We start from the raw sequence: 12,653 nt of genomic DNA on the forward strand, positions 1-12,653 counted from the left end.
TCGCTATTAGCCTGATAAGCCGTGGCCAACTACCTATGGTTCGTCATATGAGCATCGGGAACCCCGCTCTCGCCGACGTGCTCGCCCAGCATGGCAGTCCCCATCGCCTGCTCGGCGCCCTCAGTGATGGTGGAGTCCTCGTTGCCGTGCGGCCAGACCGATCAGTCGTGCTCGGCACGACACAGGCAGGTGACCGAGTACTGCTCGGGTACACCAGCCCGATGACCTACGCCCGGCATCGAGGCAGCCATTCCCTCTCGGCGTGCGACGCCGACACCATCCTGGACATCCAGCGGGTCACCGGGGTGCGCGAGATCGTGATCGACGCTGCCGGGCCCGCCGCGGCAGCCGTACCGATCGACGATCTGCAGCGCTTCCTCAGATCCACCAGGACGGGACCCACACCGGTGCTGTCGGCCGCCGCCCCGGCGGCCTACGCGACGGGTGCGATGGCGACGGTCTCGCGCGGCTCGGACATGTTCCGGCCCGCGCACAAGACCGCCATGATGCCGGAGGCGCCCGCCCAGCCGTGGATCCCGGCGCCGCGCCCGCACCTGTCCGGGCCGATGCAGCAGGTGGATCCCGGCTACCGGCGCTGCACCCACCCCATCCTGCCCGCGCTGCGCCAGGCGATCGCCCAGCTTCTGGCCGACTACCCGCTCGTGCACCACGTGTGGATCTCCGAGGCCCGCACCGCGTCGGGCGCGACGGGGATCATGCTGCACGTGAAGGTGCACATGTCGGCGGCCGAGGACGTGGTGCGCGACCTCCACAGGGGCGCTCGGGCCAGGCTGCCGCAGTTCGCCGCCAGCGGGGCGCCGATCCTGATGGCCCGCGTGGCCGACGCGCGCAGCGAGCAGCGCATGGTGGAGATCGGCGCGCACGTGGTCTGCGCGGACGTCACCGACTGAGCGCGTTCTCCCGGGACCGGGCGGGCGCCGGTTCCGGGCGTTGGGCCTTACCGAGCAAGGGCTCGGTAGGTTTGAATGTGAGGCATGATCGCAACAGCGGCGAACGCCCCCACGGTCCCGCGCGGCGTGCGGCTGGGCTACGGTGTGGGCTCCTTCTGCACGGCGACCTTCGCCGCCGTCCCCGGTCTGCTGCTGCTGTACTACATGACCAACTTCCTGGCGGTGCCCGCCTGGCTGGCCGGAGCGATCGTGGCCGCGCCCAAGGTCTGGGACCTGGTCATCAACCCGCTGGTCGGCCGCTGGTCGGATCGCACCCGATCGCGCCTCGGGCCGCGCCGTCCGTGGATGCTGGCCGGCGCGCTCACGCTGCCGCTGGCCTTCGTCGCCGTCTTCGCCGGTCCGCCGCTGCGCGGCCTGCCCGCCGCCCTCTACGTGGGCGCCTGCTTCCTGCTCGCCGCCACCGCGTACGCGCTGTTCGAGGTCCCGTACAAGGCGATGCCCGCCGAGATGACCGAGGACTACCACGAGCGCACCTCGCTGCTGCAGTGGCGCATGGTCTTCATCGGCGCCGCCACCGCCATCAGCGGCATCCTCGCCCCCTCGATCGTCAACAGCCAGGGCGAGAACGGCACGCTCGGCAGCTACCGCCTCATGGCGGTGACGATCGCGGTGATCATGTTCGCCGCGATGCTCGGCTCCTTCTTCGGTACGGCCCGCGCCCCCATGACCGGCGCCCCGGAACCCGACGGCGGCCGCCTGTGGGAGCAGTTCAAGGCGGTCCGGCGCAACCGGGCCTTCATCTGGCTGCTGGCCCTGAGTTCCACCCAGATGCTGGCCGTCAGCATGATGCTGGCCGCCGCCCCGTACTTCGCCGCGTACACGGTCGGCAACCCCAAGGCGACCACCACGCTCTTCGCGGTGCTGGTCGGGCCGATGCTGCTGACGATGCCGCTCTGGGTCTGGCTGTCGAAGCGCTTCGACAAGCGCGGCGCGATGGTGCTGGCCGCGATGATCTACGCGGGCGGGACGGCGCTGGCCGCGGCCACGCCCGTGCTGGGGCCGGTCTTCGCGCATCTGACGTTGCTCATGGTCGGTGCGGGCATCGCGGGGGTCCAGCTGCTGCAGTTCTCGATGCTGGCCGACGTGGTCGCGGTGGACGCCGCGGTCACCGGCAAACGGCGCGCGGGGGTGTTCACCGGGCTGTGGACGGCCATCGAGAGCGGCATCGCCTCCTTCGGCGCGTTGTTCTTCGGGACGGTGCTGTCGATCGGCGGCTTCATCGAGTCGGATCCGAGCCGCCCGGTCAGGCAACCTGACACTGCGGTTACCGCAGTTTTGCTCGGCCAGACCGTGGTGCCCTCGGTAATCATCCTGTTGTCTGTTTTCATGACATTGAAGTACCGCCTGCCGAGGGACGTCCCATGGACCGATCAAGCCTCTACCACCAGGCCCGCTATGCCCTGAGGCATCCGGACCGGATCTTCCCCCATCTGCGGCGGCTGAGCCGCGACACCTGGCTACGCCTGCGCACCGACGACCACGTGGCCTACTACCGGGCGGTCATGAAGTCCGACACCGCCCGCAGCGCCGAGGCGGCCGTGGGCTCCAAGACGCACGAGCGCTGGATGAGGCTGGGCCAGATGCAGTTCGACTACCTGGTCCGCCACGGCCTGAGCCCCGAGCACCGCATGCTGGAGATCGGCTGCGGCAACCTGCGGGCCGGCCGCCTGTTCATCGACTACCTGGATCCCGGCAACTACTACGGCCTCGACATCTCCCCCGACATCCTCGTCGCCGCCCAGGAGACCCTGGTGACGCACGGGCTGCAGGCCCGCCTGCCGCACCTGACACCGGTACGCGACCTGCGCCTGGGATTCCTGCCCGACGCGCACTTCGACGTCGTGCACGCCCACAGCGTCTTCTCGCACTCGCCGCTGAAGGTCATCGAGGAGTGCCTCCGGCACGTGGGGCGGGTGATGAAGCCCGGGGGATGGTTCGACTTCACCTTCGACCGCACCGAGGGCAGGGAGCACCAGGTGCTGCGGGAGGACTTCTACTACCGCACCGAGACCCTCGTCGCCCTGGCCGACCGCCACGACCTGGACGCCGTCTTCATGGCCGACTGGGAGAACCTCCGGCACAAGCAGTCGAAGATCCGGGTGACCCGCAGAGGCTAGTCCTCGCCGGTCTCCTTGGGCGGTGGCGGCTGCCATCCGGAGACCTTGAGGGTGAGCGCGTGGACTTCACGGTCGAGCCCCCCAAGCTTGTCCAGCCGCCGATCCACCTGGTCGAACCGCACGTTCATCTCATGCCGCAGCCCACCGACCTCGGCATTCATCTCCTTACGCTGCCCACCGATCTCAGCGTGCATCTCCTTACGCAGCCCACCGATCTCAGCGTGCATCTCCTTACGCAAGCCGCCGATCTCGGCATGCATCTCGTTGCGCGCACCCGCGAACTCCGCCACCATCTCGTTGCGCAGCCCGCCGAACTCGGCGCGCATCTCATTCCGGAGGCCGCCGATCTCGGCTCTTGTCTCGCCCGCCAAGCCGCTGATCTCGGCCCTGATGGTACGCAAACACAGGCCGATCATGGTGGCCAGAGCCGCCCCCATGAGGCCGATCATGGTCCAGATCTGCGCCATGGTCATCATGCTAGAACCCCCTCCGCCAGGTGTCACCGGTTGGTGACCGACTGTGACAGCCGGGCAGAGGGGGCCGAGGGACCGAACGGGGTTCTGGGGATAACTCAGGCGATGCGGCGCGACAGTGTGAGCCGGGTGCGGGTGGCCGCCCCGGCGATCATCGCCGCCACCACGGGCAGGACGATCACCGTGACGGCCAGCAGGGTCCACGGGATGGCGATCTGACTCAGGCTCATCGACTTCGGTTCCTCGCCGAAGGACCTGTTGGAGAGCTCGGACCAGGCCAAGGCGATGCCCGTGACCGTCCCCGCCCCGAGGCCCACCACGGTGCCGAGCAGCGTGATGTAGGCGGCCTGTGTGGCCACGACCAGCCGCCTGGTGACGGACGGGGCGCCCACCGCCGACATGGTGTCCAGGTCGCGGCGCATGTCGGCCGCCGCCAGCCCGGTGGCGGCGAAGGTGCCGCCGAGGGCCAGGACCAGCGCCGCCACGGCCATGGCCCAGAACAAAGCCTCGAAGTCGTTGCGGTAGCCGGTCTCCACCCGGGCGTCGGCGCCCCAGGTCAACGACTCCAGCTCCTTCTTGAACGCCGTCGGGTCGGCGGGTGTGTAGGCGGCGTACAGGCTGCGGGGGCTGACCTGATAACCGGCCTTGGTCAGGGCGGAGGGCGGGACCAGCGCTCCGTTGAGCATCTGGCCGAGCGGACGCACCGTGACCGCGGGCACCGACAGGTTCGGCGCCGCCTCGCCGCTCTCTCCGAGGAAGTCGAGCTCCACCCGGCCGTCCTTCACCGCTTCGGGGTGGAAGACGATCGCCTTCCCCTCCGCCAGAGCCGCCTCGGCCTTGGCGTCTCTGCGGCCCAGGGCGAGGGCGAGCAGGTCCGCGTCACCGACAGGTACGTCGTGCAGGATGAAAGCGTCGGGACACTCCTTGCAGACCTTCACAGGATCAGAAAGCCCGAGCCTGCCGATCCTGCCTTTCTTCGTGCGTACGGCGTAGCCGGGGACGAACGTCGTCCCCGAATACCTTTTCTCCACCGACGCCCGGAGCTCCGCCCAGCCCCGGTCGTCCGCGGTGACCGCCGAGACGGAGACCGTGCCCACGGGCATCCTGGCGTCGTAACTGTCGCGTGACTGCTCGTCCAGGCTGGTGAAGGCGATGCCCACCGCCACCAGCGTGGTGGTCACGCCCATGACCGCGGCGGCGGCGGAAGCCGTACGGACGCGATGGCGGGTGGCGTCGCGGACGGACAGGCGCAGCGAGAGCGGCAGCCGCGCGGCCAGGCCGGCGCTGCGGCGGACCAGCCAGGGCATGAGGGCGACCAGCCCGAGCTGCACCAGTACGGCCGCGGCCAGGACCATCGTGTAGAACGACCGGAGCGCGAAGTACGTGGCGACCAGACCGGCGAGCACGAGGACCAGCCCGAGCACGGGCTTGCCGGCGCGCTCGCGCGGCATGACGTCCTCGCGCCCCGCGAGCACGTCGGCGGGGGACTGCCGGGCGGCCTGGACGGCCGGCACGAGGGCGGCGATGACGCCGCTGGCCAGTCCGAGCAGGGCGATGCCCGCCACGTACAGCCATGGGATGTCGATCGGGCCCACGGTCGACACGAAGGGCATGATCGACGGTCCCGCCACGCCCGCGGCGAGGCCGAGCACGAGGCCGGCGACGGTCGCGCTCCCGCCCAGGAGGAGGCCGTCGGCCAGGACGATCGTACGCAGATGGCCGGGCGAGGCTCCTTGGGCGGCATACACGGCCAGTTCCCTGCGCCGGCGCCGCAGGGAGACCGCGAAGGCGGGCCCGGCCAGCAGTACGGTCTCCAGCACGATCATGACGACGCCCGCGCCGAGGGTGATGACGTTGATCACGGTGCGGTCGTCCGGCCCGCTGAACGTGCGCTCGAAGGACGTGCCGCTCGGCGGGTCGGTGATGACGGCGCGCGAGTGCACGGCCAGGCCGGCCTGATTGAGCTTTTCCACGGCGGGCCAGAGCACCGGGGCGTCGGCGTCGAGGAGGAAGCCGGTCCCCTGGCCGTCGCGCTTGTCGAACAGGATGGTGCCGCGCGGGGCCACGAGCTCGGTCCTGTGGGGCTCGAACGGGTGCGTGACCACGCCGACCACCTTCACCGGCCGGTACCGCCTGCTCACCTGGAGGGTGTCACCGAGCCGCATCCCTCTGCCGGCGAGCGCGGACGAGACGGCGACCTCGCCGGGCGCCGCGGGGAAGCGGCCCGCGGCCAGTTCGCGCATGCCGCGGGTCATGGGGTCGCGCAGGTCGATCTCGAGCGCGGACACGTTCATGTGGGTCACGCCCGTGCGGACGTCGACCGAGCCGTTGTCGTAGGTGATCAGGCGGCCCCGCACCATCGCCGCGAGCTGTTCGATCCTCCATTCGCCGAGCTCGGCGTCCGCGTCGTCGTCGGCGAAGGAGGCGAGGTCTCCGGAGACGTGCTGAACGACCGGCCCGCGGGTGTGCTGCGTGATGATCTGGGCGTCGGCCGACCCGAGTCGCGTGGCCAGGCCCTCGCGGAAGCTCACCTGACTCGTGTCGATGCCGATCAGCAGGGCGGTGAAGACGAAGACCGGCAGCGCGATCATCACCATGACCAGCGCGCTGCGCCCCTTGGCGCCCAGGCTGTCTCTTCGTGAGATGCGCAGCGCGGCGCGGAAGGCGCTCATCGGGCGCTCTCCAGCGGGACCGCGGTCGAGTCCGCGATCTCGCCGTCGCGCAGGAAGACCACTCTGTCGGCCCAGCCGGCGTACCGGGGCTCGTGGGTGACCAGGAGGACGGCCGCCCCGGCGTCGCAGCGCCCGCGGAGCAGTTGGAGGATCTCGTCGCCGGTGGCGGTGTCGAGGGCGCCGGTCGGCTCGTCGGCCAGCAGCAGGCGGCGCTCTCCGACCAGGGCGCGGGCGATGGCCACGCGCTGGCGCTGGCCGCCGGACAACTCCTGGGGGAAGCGCTCGGCGATGTGGTCGAGCGCCACCTCGGCCAGCACGGCCAGGGCCTCCTCTCGGGCCTGCCGGGTGCGCACGCCGTCGAGCTCGCGCGGCAGCATCACGTTCTCGGCCGCGGTGAGGGCGGGGATGAGGTTGAGGTCCTGGAAGACATATCCGACGCTACGCCGCCGCAGCGCGGCCACGTCCCTCACCCCGGCCAGGTCGTGTCCCTCGATCACGACGCGGCCCGAGGTGGGCCGGTCGAGCCCGCCGGCGAGGTTGAGCAGAGTCGACTTGCCGGAGCCCGACGGGCCCATCACCGCGACCAGCTCGCCGGGCGAGACGTCGAGATTCACCCCGTTGAGCGCGTGCACCCCCTCGTGCACGCGGGCCACGTCCTGCAGACTCACCACGGTCATGCCTTCTTCTCCTTGAGAACGGCCTCGCAGTGGTCCAGCCAGCGCTGTTCCGCCTCGGCCTTGAAGATCGTCGAATCGAGGACGAGCCGCTGTGCGAGCCCGCCGGTGTGGGCCCGTTTGGCCCTGGTCAGCTCCTGCAGCGCGCGCATCGTGGCGGCGCGCTGGGTGAAGATGACGCCGGCCACGTCCGTGTCCTGGGCGGCGACGGCCATGGCCAGTTTGATCACGAGCTCGTCCCGAGGCCGGTCGGACTGGGCGACGGGGGTGCTGAACCATCGCTCCAGGTCCTCCCGACCGGCCTCGGTGATCGTGTAGACGGATCGCCCCTGGTCGTCGGCGCCGCCGGGCTCGACCAGTCCGTCACGTTCCATGCGCGAGAGCGTCGTGTAGACCTGGCCGATGTTCAGGGGCCAGGTCGCCCCCGTCGACGCCTCGAACTCCTGCTTGAGCTGGTAGCCGTAACGCGGCCCAGCGCTCAGGAGTGCCAGCATTCCGTGTCTGATCGACATGGATACTGAGTATGCATACTCAGTATGCGTATCGCAAGAGATCCGCGTATTCTGGACAGGGAACGCTCCTCAGGCCGATACTCAGGGAATGAGCTCGACGCATCCCCCGTTCCGCGCATCCGACGGGGAACGTGATCGCGCGATCAACGAGCTCCGTGACCGCGCAGTCGAGGGACGCATCTCTCACGACACTTTCGTCGGCAGGGTGGATCAGGCGTTGCGCGCGCAGAACCGCTACGAGCTCGACGAACTGGTCGCCGACCTGCCGCGCAGAGCCACCCTGCGGCAGCGGCTCACCGACATGGTCTCGGCCGTGTCCGACCTCACGACCCGCGTGCAGGCCGCGTGGCGGCGTCCGCGGCTGCCCCGGCTGGCGCTGCCGGACGATGAGCGGATCCGCTACGTCGTGGGCCGCGGCTCGGCCTGCGACCTCGTGCTCTCGGACCTGACCGTCTCACGCATCCACGCGGAGCTGCGGCGCGAGGACGACGGCGGATGGATGCTGGTCGACCTGGGCTCGCTCAACGGCACCCGGCTGAACGGCTGGCGCCTGGTGGGCCCGGCGAAGGTACGCTCGGGTGACGAGATCTCCTTCGGCGACTGCGGCTTCCTTCTGACCTCGGGTCAACCCTCCGCCTAAAATACGGATATTTGCGGATTACAGGCTTCCCGCGCTGTTCGATGATCCGAGCGAGTCCTCTCAGCTCTTTGGAGATCACATGCGGCGCACCTCCGCCTCCCTCGCCGCGGGCGCGCTCGTCGCGGCCCTCGCGTGGGCTTCCTCACCCGCCACACCGGCCACCGCGCTCGACCCCGCCGCCGGCGTGGCCGACCTGGCCACCGACATCAACAAGATCCTCGCCGACTCCCGCCTCACCGTCGCCCGCGCGGGCGTCGTGGTGAAGAGCGCGGCCAACGGCGAGGAGCTCTACGCCACCGACGCCGGCAAGTTACTCACCCCCGCCTCCAATACGAAGCTGTTCACCGCCGCCGCGGCCGCCGAGACGCTCGGTCTCGACTACCGCTTCACCACCTCCGTACTGTCCTCCGGCCGCAAGGTCGGCTCCGTCCTCACCGGCGACCTCGTCCTGCGCGGCACCGGCGACCCGACCATCCTCGCCGAGGACTACGACCGCCTGGCCGCCGCCGTAGCGGGCAAGGGCATCAAGCTCGTCACCGGCAGGCTCGTCGCCGACGACACCTGGTTCGACGGCCAGCGCCTCGGCAACGACTGGGCCTGGGACGACGAGACCGCATACTACGCCGCGCCGATCTCGGCCCTGACCGCCTCCCCCGACCGCGACTACGACGCCGGCTCCATCGTCGTCTCGGTCGCCGCCGACGGCTCGGCGGTGAAGGTCTCCACGACGCCCGAGACGGACTACTTCAAGATCGTCAACCGGGCCACCGTGGGCGCCGAGACCAACGTGCTGATCGAACGCCAGCACGGCACCAGGACCGTCGTCATCACCGGCACCGTGGCCGGCCCGTACGACGAGTGGGTGGCGGTCGACGACCCCACGGCCTACGTGTCCACGCTGTTCCGCAAGGCGCTGGCCAAGCACGGGGTGAAGGTCCTCGGCCCGACCACCTCCGCCGCCGCGCCCTCCGGCGCCGCCGAGCTGGCGAAGCACGAGTCGATGCCGCTGAACGAGCTGCTGGTGCCGTTCATGAAGCTGAGCAACAACATCCACGCCGAGATCCTCGTCAAGGCGATGGGCCGCAAGGTCGCCGGACAGGGCACCTGGCCGGCCGGGCTCAAGGTCGCCACCGACTTCGCCAAGGCCAACGGCGCCCAGGTCCTCAACATGCGCGACGGCTCCGGCCTGTCCCGCCGCGACGCCTTCACGCCCACGTCGATCACGCAGCTGCTGAGCGCGGTGCGGGCCAAGCCGTGGTTCCCCGCGTACTACGACTCGCTGCCGATCGCGGGCGAGCAGGACCGCTTCGTGGGCGGAACGCTGCGCAGCCGCATGCGCGGCACCCCGGCCGCCGGAAACGTCCACGCCAAGACGGGCTCGCTCACCGGCGTCACCTCCCTGTCCGGCTATGTGACCAGCGCGGACGGGGAGCCGCTGGTGTTCTCGATCATGCTCAACCAGTACCTGTCCGGGGCCCCGAAGGACATCGAAGACAAGATCGCCATCCGCCTGGCCCAGTTCTCCCGCACCAACCCCACGACGTCGGCTGAGCTCCGTTCGTCCAGCCCCTCGCCGTCCGGCGATCTCGAGTGCTCCTGGCTGAAGCCCGCCGTCTGCTGACCCCCCTCCATCCGTTACGGCAAGCCACCCCGCCCCCACCCCCCGCACGGGGCTGGGGGCATTCCAGGGTCACGGCAGGCAGGCCGCGCCTGGCGGGCCGCCGTTACGCCCGCCCTGCCGGCCGGTCGAGGCGGGCCGTTGCGGCGGGGACCACGTCCGACGTGAGAAGCGATCCCCACGATCGGCCTCCGCGCACGGCGGCGGGTGGGGGTGGGGCGGCTTGCCGTAATCCCAATTCGGGGGAGACGCGCGGCCGGGGATCTAGGTTTACCCAGGTGCGGGGGAGTTTTGTTACGAATGGGACACCTGGGACTCCAGGTATAGGATGGTTTTTCGGGACATGCCCGATGTGTGCGCACCAGAATGCGGGTTCGAAGCAGCGTCTAACCCCCCATCGGAGGACAACGTGCGCAGACAGCTCCAGGCACTTGCCTGCCTCGGAAGTCTGGCGGCATTGAGCACTCCCGTCACCGCCGCCCACGCCGCCACCCCCACCACCGGCGCGGAGCTCTGCCAGATCGTCGCGGCCAAGCCGTACATCGACGGCAAGGGCATGGTGCGCGGGGCTGCCGCGCGCAAGGGCTGCGACGACCCCGCCCGCCTGCGGGTACGGATCAAGCAGGCCCGTCCGGGCCCCGACCGCACCGTCAAGAGCGGCTCCAAGGTCATCACCAACGGCAGCATCGTGGCCGGAATCCGTTGCACCACCACCCCCCGCACCTTCTACGTGATCGCCCTCGACTCCACCGGCCAGACCAGCAGGTCCAAGCCCGTGCGGCTGTCGTGCTCCACCACCCCGACCCCGACACCCACCACCCCCGCGCCGTCGCCCACCCCCACGGGCACCCCGGCTCCCACACCCACCCCCACGAACGGCGGCGGCGTCGGTTCGGCCGTGGAGGAAGAGGTCGTCAAGCTCACCAACGCCGCCCGTGCGGCCGGCGGCTGCAAGCCCCTCACGCACGACCCCAAGCTGAACGCCGCGGCCAGGGGCCACTCGGCCGACATGGCCGCGAAGGGCTACTTCTCCCACACCTCCCAGGACGGCCGCTCCCCAGGTGACCGCATCAAGGCCGCCGGGTTCGGCTCGATGAGCGCGTGGGGCGAGAACATCGCCATGGGCCAGCGCACCGCCGCCTCCGTCGTGGACGGCTGGATGAAGAGCCCCGGCCACAAGGCGAACATCATGAACTGCAACTACACCCACATCGGCGCCGGCCAGGACCCCAAGGGCCCGCACTGGACCCAGGTCTTCGCCCGCCGCTGACCCCGCCCCAGCCACGGGAGCGCCGGGCGGCCTCCTCCGTGCGCGAAGCGCCGGAATCCCACCTCGCCCAGGCGTTCCCCTTCATGCGGGCCCGCCCTCCGTCCCTACCGCACAGGGATCGGGGGCGGGCCCGCGCCCTCGCCGCCCCTGCCGCACAGGGGCCGGAGGGCCGTTCAAGCGGTCCGCGCCCCCGGACACCCTGCCGCCACTCCCCCTCAGCGGTACGGCGGGCGGCGCGGACCGCCGGACTTGACCCTCACACCGTGGCAGGCCGTTCACTGACCGGCATGCTCACCTACCTGGGCTCCGGCCCCTACTGCTACAGCAACTCGCTCGCGATGGCACTCGGCGAGCACGCGCCACCCGTGGCCGTCATCGAAACCCTGACCGGCTCCGCGTTCGGAGCACAGCTCATCGGCGGCGACACCCCCTTCTTCGACCCGTACGCCTGGGACCCCGAGATCGGCCTGGACACGGCGATCGACGCGCTCGGCTGGACCTGCGTACGCACCTCCGGCGGCACCCCTGCGGAAGCCCTGGCCCGCCTGCGCGCCACCGGCGGCCCCGCCCTGGCCGGCCCGCTCGACATGGAACTGCTGACCTACTCCCCGGAACCCGGCGGCGACCACTACGTCATGGTGCTCGCCGTGGACGACGACACCGTCCTCCTCCACGACCCGGAGGGCTTCCCGTACGCCACGCTGCCCGTCGAGGACTTCCTCAAGTCCTGGCAGGCCGAGTCCGTCACCTACGAATCCGAGGGCTTCGTCCTGCGCACCGGCTTCACCCGGGTCCGCGAGGTGCCGTTCATGGACGCGCTGCGCGACTCGCTGCCCGGCGCGGCCCGCTGGCTGGCGGGACGCGACGACCTGCCGGTCCCACCGGGCACTCTCGGCGGCGCCGAGGCCGTGCACGCGCTCGCCGGCCTGGTGGAGTCCGGGTTGCCGCCGCAGACCCGTGGGCTGCTGACCGGCTTCGCGATCAGGGTCGGCGTGCGCCGCCTGTCCGACGCGTCGCACTGCCTCGGCCTGCTCGGCCTGCCGGAGTCCGCCGCGGTGGCCCGCGACCAGGCCCGCCTGCTGGGCGCCTTCCAGTATCCGCTCACCACGGGCGACAACCCGGCCGCGGCGACGGCACTGCGCCGCCTCGCCCCGACCTACGCGACCCTGCACGACAAGCTGCGGGCCGGCAGGTAAAACCCAAGGTCAGCCGTCCAGGAGGGCGAGAAGGTCGCGCAGCATGGCGGGCAGTTGCTCCCGCTCCCGGCGCGGGAGCCGCTCGAACACCTCGCGCTGCGCCGCCAGCCCCGCCGTGGCCGCCTGGTCGGCCACCTCCAGCCCGCGCGCCGTCAGCGTGATCACGAGGCCGCGCCGGTCGTCGGGGTCGGGTGAGCGGGCGACCAGGCCGGCCTTCTCCAGCCGGTCGAGCCGCCCGGTCATCCCGCCGGAGGTCAGCATCAGCGACGCCGCCAGCGCCTTGGGCGACAACTGGTACGGCTCGCCCGACCGTCGCAACGTGGCCACCACGTCGAACTCGCCCCTGCTGATCCCGAACCGCGCATGAACCTTCTCCTGCCGGGCCCCCATCCGCTGTGAGATGCGGTAGATCCGCCCGAACACCTCCATGGCCTGGGTGTCCAGGTCGGGCCGCTCTTGGGCCCACTGCTCGATGATGCGGTCGACGTCGTCCACGGTTCCCATATTAGC

At 70.7% G+C, this 12,653-nt stretch carries 12 protein-coding genes; 7 read left to right on the forward strand and 5 right to left on the reverse strand.

The features are described 5' to 3' along the window. Positions 1 to 47 precede the first annotated feature (47 nt). The 3 genes from ACIBI5_RS09705 (at position 48) to ACIBI5_RS09715 (ending at position 3,088) form a co-directional block, all read left to right on the forward strand. A complete protein-coding gene (locus ACIBI5_RS09705; protein ID WP_397245024.1) occupies positions 48 to 911 on the forward strand; it encodes a hypothetical protein in 864 nt (287 codons plus the stop codon). A gap of 84 nt (positions 912 to 995) precedes the next feature. Then, a complete protein-coding gene (locus ACIBI5_RS09710) occupies positions 996 to 2,375 on the forward strand; it encodes an MFS transporter (RefSeq protein ID WP_397245027.1) in 1,380 nt (459 codons plus the stop codon). Continuing rightward, positions 2,333 to 3,088, forward strand: a complete 756-nt coding sequence (locus tag ACIBI5_RS09715) for a class I SAM-dependent methyltransferase (RefSeq protein ID WP_397245029.1) — start codon at positions 2,333 to 2,335, stop codon at positions 3,086 to 3,088. The genes ACIBI5_RS09710 and ACIBI5_RS09715 overlap by 43 nt, the downstream gene beginning before the upstream one ends. Here ACIBI5_RS09715 and ACIBI5_RS09720 read toward each other — a convergent pair. The 4 genes from ACIBI5_RS09720 to ACIBI5_RS09735 all read right to left on the reverse strand — a co-directional run bounded on the left by ACIBI5_RS09720 (position 3,085) and on the right by ACIBI5_RS09735 (position 7,419). Continuing rightward, complete coding sequence (locus ACIBI5_RS09720) at positions 3,085 to 3,555, reverse strand: hypothetical protein (protein WP_397245031.1); 471 nt, start codon at positions 3,553 to 3,555, stop codon at positions 3,085 to 3,087. The two genes, ACIBI5_RS09715 and ACIBI5_RS09720, sit on opposite strands and share 4 nt — an antisense overlap. 104 nt (positions 3,556 to 3,659) lie before the next feature. Next, positions 3,660 to 6,233 carry an FtsX-like permease family protein gene (locus tag ACIBI5_RS09725; RefSeq protein WP_397245033.1) on the reverse strand — a complete coding sequence of 858 codons (2,574 nt, stop codon included), beginning with the start codon at positions 6,231 to 6,233 and terminating at the stop codon, positions 3,660 to 3,662. Beyond that, positions 6,230 to 6,910: an ABC transporter ATP-binding protein gene (locus ACIBI5_RS09730; protein WP_397245035.1), complete on the reverse strand. Its 681-nt coding sequence runs from the start codon at positions 6,908 to 6,910 to the stop codon at positions 6,230 to 6,232. The genes ACIBI5_RS09725 and ACIBI5_RS09730 overlap by 4 nt, the downstream gene beginning before the upstream one ends. Continuing rightward, the gene (locus tag ACIBI5_RS09735; RefSeq protein ID WP_397245038.1) at positions 6,907 to 7,419 is read right to left on the reverse strand and encodes a PadR family transcriptional regulator; all 513 of its coding nucleotides are present in this window, start codon (positions 7,417 to 7,419) and stop codon (positions 6,907 to 6,909) included. The genes ACIBI5_RS09730 and ACIBI5_RS09735 overlap by 4 nt, the downstream gene beginning before the upstream one ends. Before the next feature lie 88 nt (positions 7,420 to 7,507). On the opposite strand from ACIBI5_RS09735, the gene ACIBI5_RS09740 reads away from it, so the two are divergent. The 4 genes from ACIBI5_RS09740 to ACIBI5_RS09755 all read left to right on the forward strand — a co-directional run bounded on the left by ACIBI5_RS09740 (position 7,508) and on the right by ACIBI5_RS09755 (position 12,143). Next, positions 7,508 to 8,059, forward strand: a complete 552-nt coding sequence (locus ACIBI5_RS09740; protein WP_397245040.1) for an FHA domain-containing protein — start codon at positions 7,508 to 7,510, stop codon at positions 8,057 to 8,059. A gap of 79 nt (positions 8,060 to 8,138) precedes the next feature. After that, positions 8,139 to 9,680: a D-alanyl-D-alanine carboxypeptidase/D-alanyl-D-alanine-endopeptidase gene (gene dacB, locus ACIBI5_RS09745; RefSeq protein ID WP_397245042.1), complete on the forward strand. Its 1,542-nt coding sequence runs from the start codon at positions 8,139 to 8,141 to the stop codon at positions 9,678 to 9,680. Positions 9,681 to 10,134: 454 nt separating this feature from the next. Beyond that, positions 10,135 to 10,947, forward strand: a complete 813-nt coding sequence (locus ACIBI5_RS09750; RefSeq protein WP_397245044.1) for a CAP domain-containing protein — start codon at positions 10,135 to 10,137, stop codon at positions 10,945 to 10,947. Positions 10,948 to 11,210: 263 nt separating this feature from the next. Beyond that, the gene (locus ACIBI5_RS09755) at positions 11,211 to 12,143 is read left to right on the forward strand and encodes a hypothetical protein (protein WP_397245046.1); all 933 of its coding nucleotides are present in this window, start codon (positions 11,211 to 11,213) and stop codon (positions 12,141 to 12,143) included. A 9-nt stretch (positions 12,144 to 12,152) separates the two neighbouring features. On the opposite strand, the gene ACIBI5_RS09760 is transcribed toward ACIBI5_RS09755, so the two are convergent. Then, the gene (locus ACIBI5_RS09760; RefSeq protein WP_397245294.1) at positions 12,153 to 12,647 is read right to left on the reverse strand and encodes a MarR family winged helix-turn-helix transcriptional regulator; all 495 of its coding nucleotides are present in this window, start codon (positions 12,645 to 12,647) and stop codon (positions 12,153 to 12,155) included. Positions 12,648 to 12,653 lie beyond the last annotated feature (6 nt).

This window comes from Nonomuraea sp. NPDC050540 (genome assembly GCF_044457485.1).
Classification (GTDB): Bacteria; Actinomycetota; Actinomycetes; order Streptosporangiales; family Streptosporangiaceae; genus Nonomuraea.

Coding starts and splice junctions, on each gene's coding strand:
- ACIBI5_RS09705 (WP_397245024.1), top strand. CDS start 48: ATGAGCATCGGGAACCCCGCTCTCGCCGACGTGCTCGCCCAGCATGGC.
- ACIBI5_RS09710 (WP_397245027.1), top strand. CDS start 996: ATGATCGCAACAGCGGCGAACGCCCCCACGGTCCCGCGCGGCGTGCGG.
- ACIBI5_RS09715 (WP_397245029.1), top strand. CDS start 2,333: ATGGACCGATCAAGCCTCTACCACCAGGCCCGCTATGCCCTGAGGCAT.
- ACIBI5_RS09720 (WP_397245031.1), bottom strand. CDS start 3,555: ATGGCGCAGATCTGGACCATGATCGGCCTCATGGGGGCGGCTCTGGCC.
- ACIBI5_RS09725 (WP_397245033.1), bottom strand. CDS start 6,233: ATGAGCGCCTTCCGCGCCGCGCTGCGCATCTCACGAAGAGACAGCCTG.
- ACIBI5_RS09730 (WP_397245035.1), bottom strand. CDS start 6,910: ATGACCGTGGTGAGTCTGCAGGACGTGGCCCGCGTGCACGAGGGGGTG.
- ACIBI5_RS09735 (WP_397245038.1), bottom strand. CDS start 7,419: ATGTCGATCAGACACGGAATGCTGGCACTCCTGAGCGCTGGGCCGCGT.
- ACIBI5_RS09740 (WP_397245040.1), top strand. CDS start 7,508: ATGAGCTCGACGCATCCCCCGTTCCGCGCATCCGACGGGGAACGTGAT.
- dacB (WP_397245042.1), top strand. CDS start 8,139: ATGCGGCGCACCTCCGCCTCCCTCGCCGCGGGCGCGCTCGTCGCGGCC.
- ACIBI5_RS09760 (WP_397245294.1), bottom strand. CDS start 12,647: ATGGGAACCGTGGACGACGTCGACCGCATCATCGAGCAGTGGGCCCAA.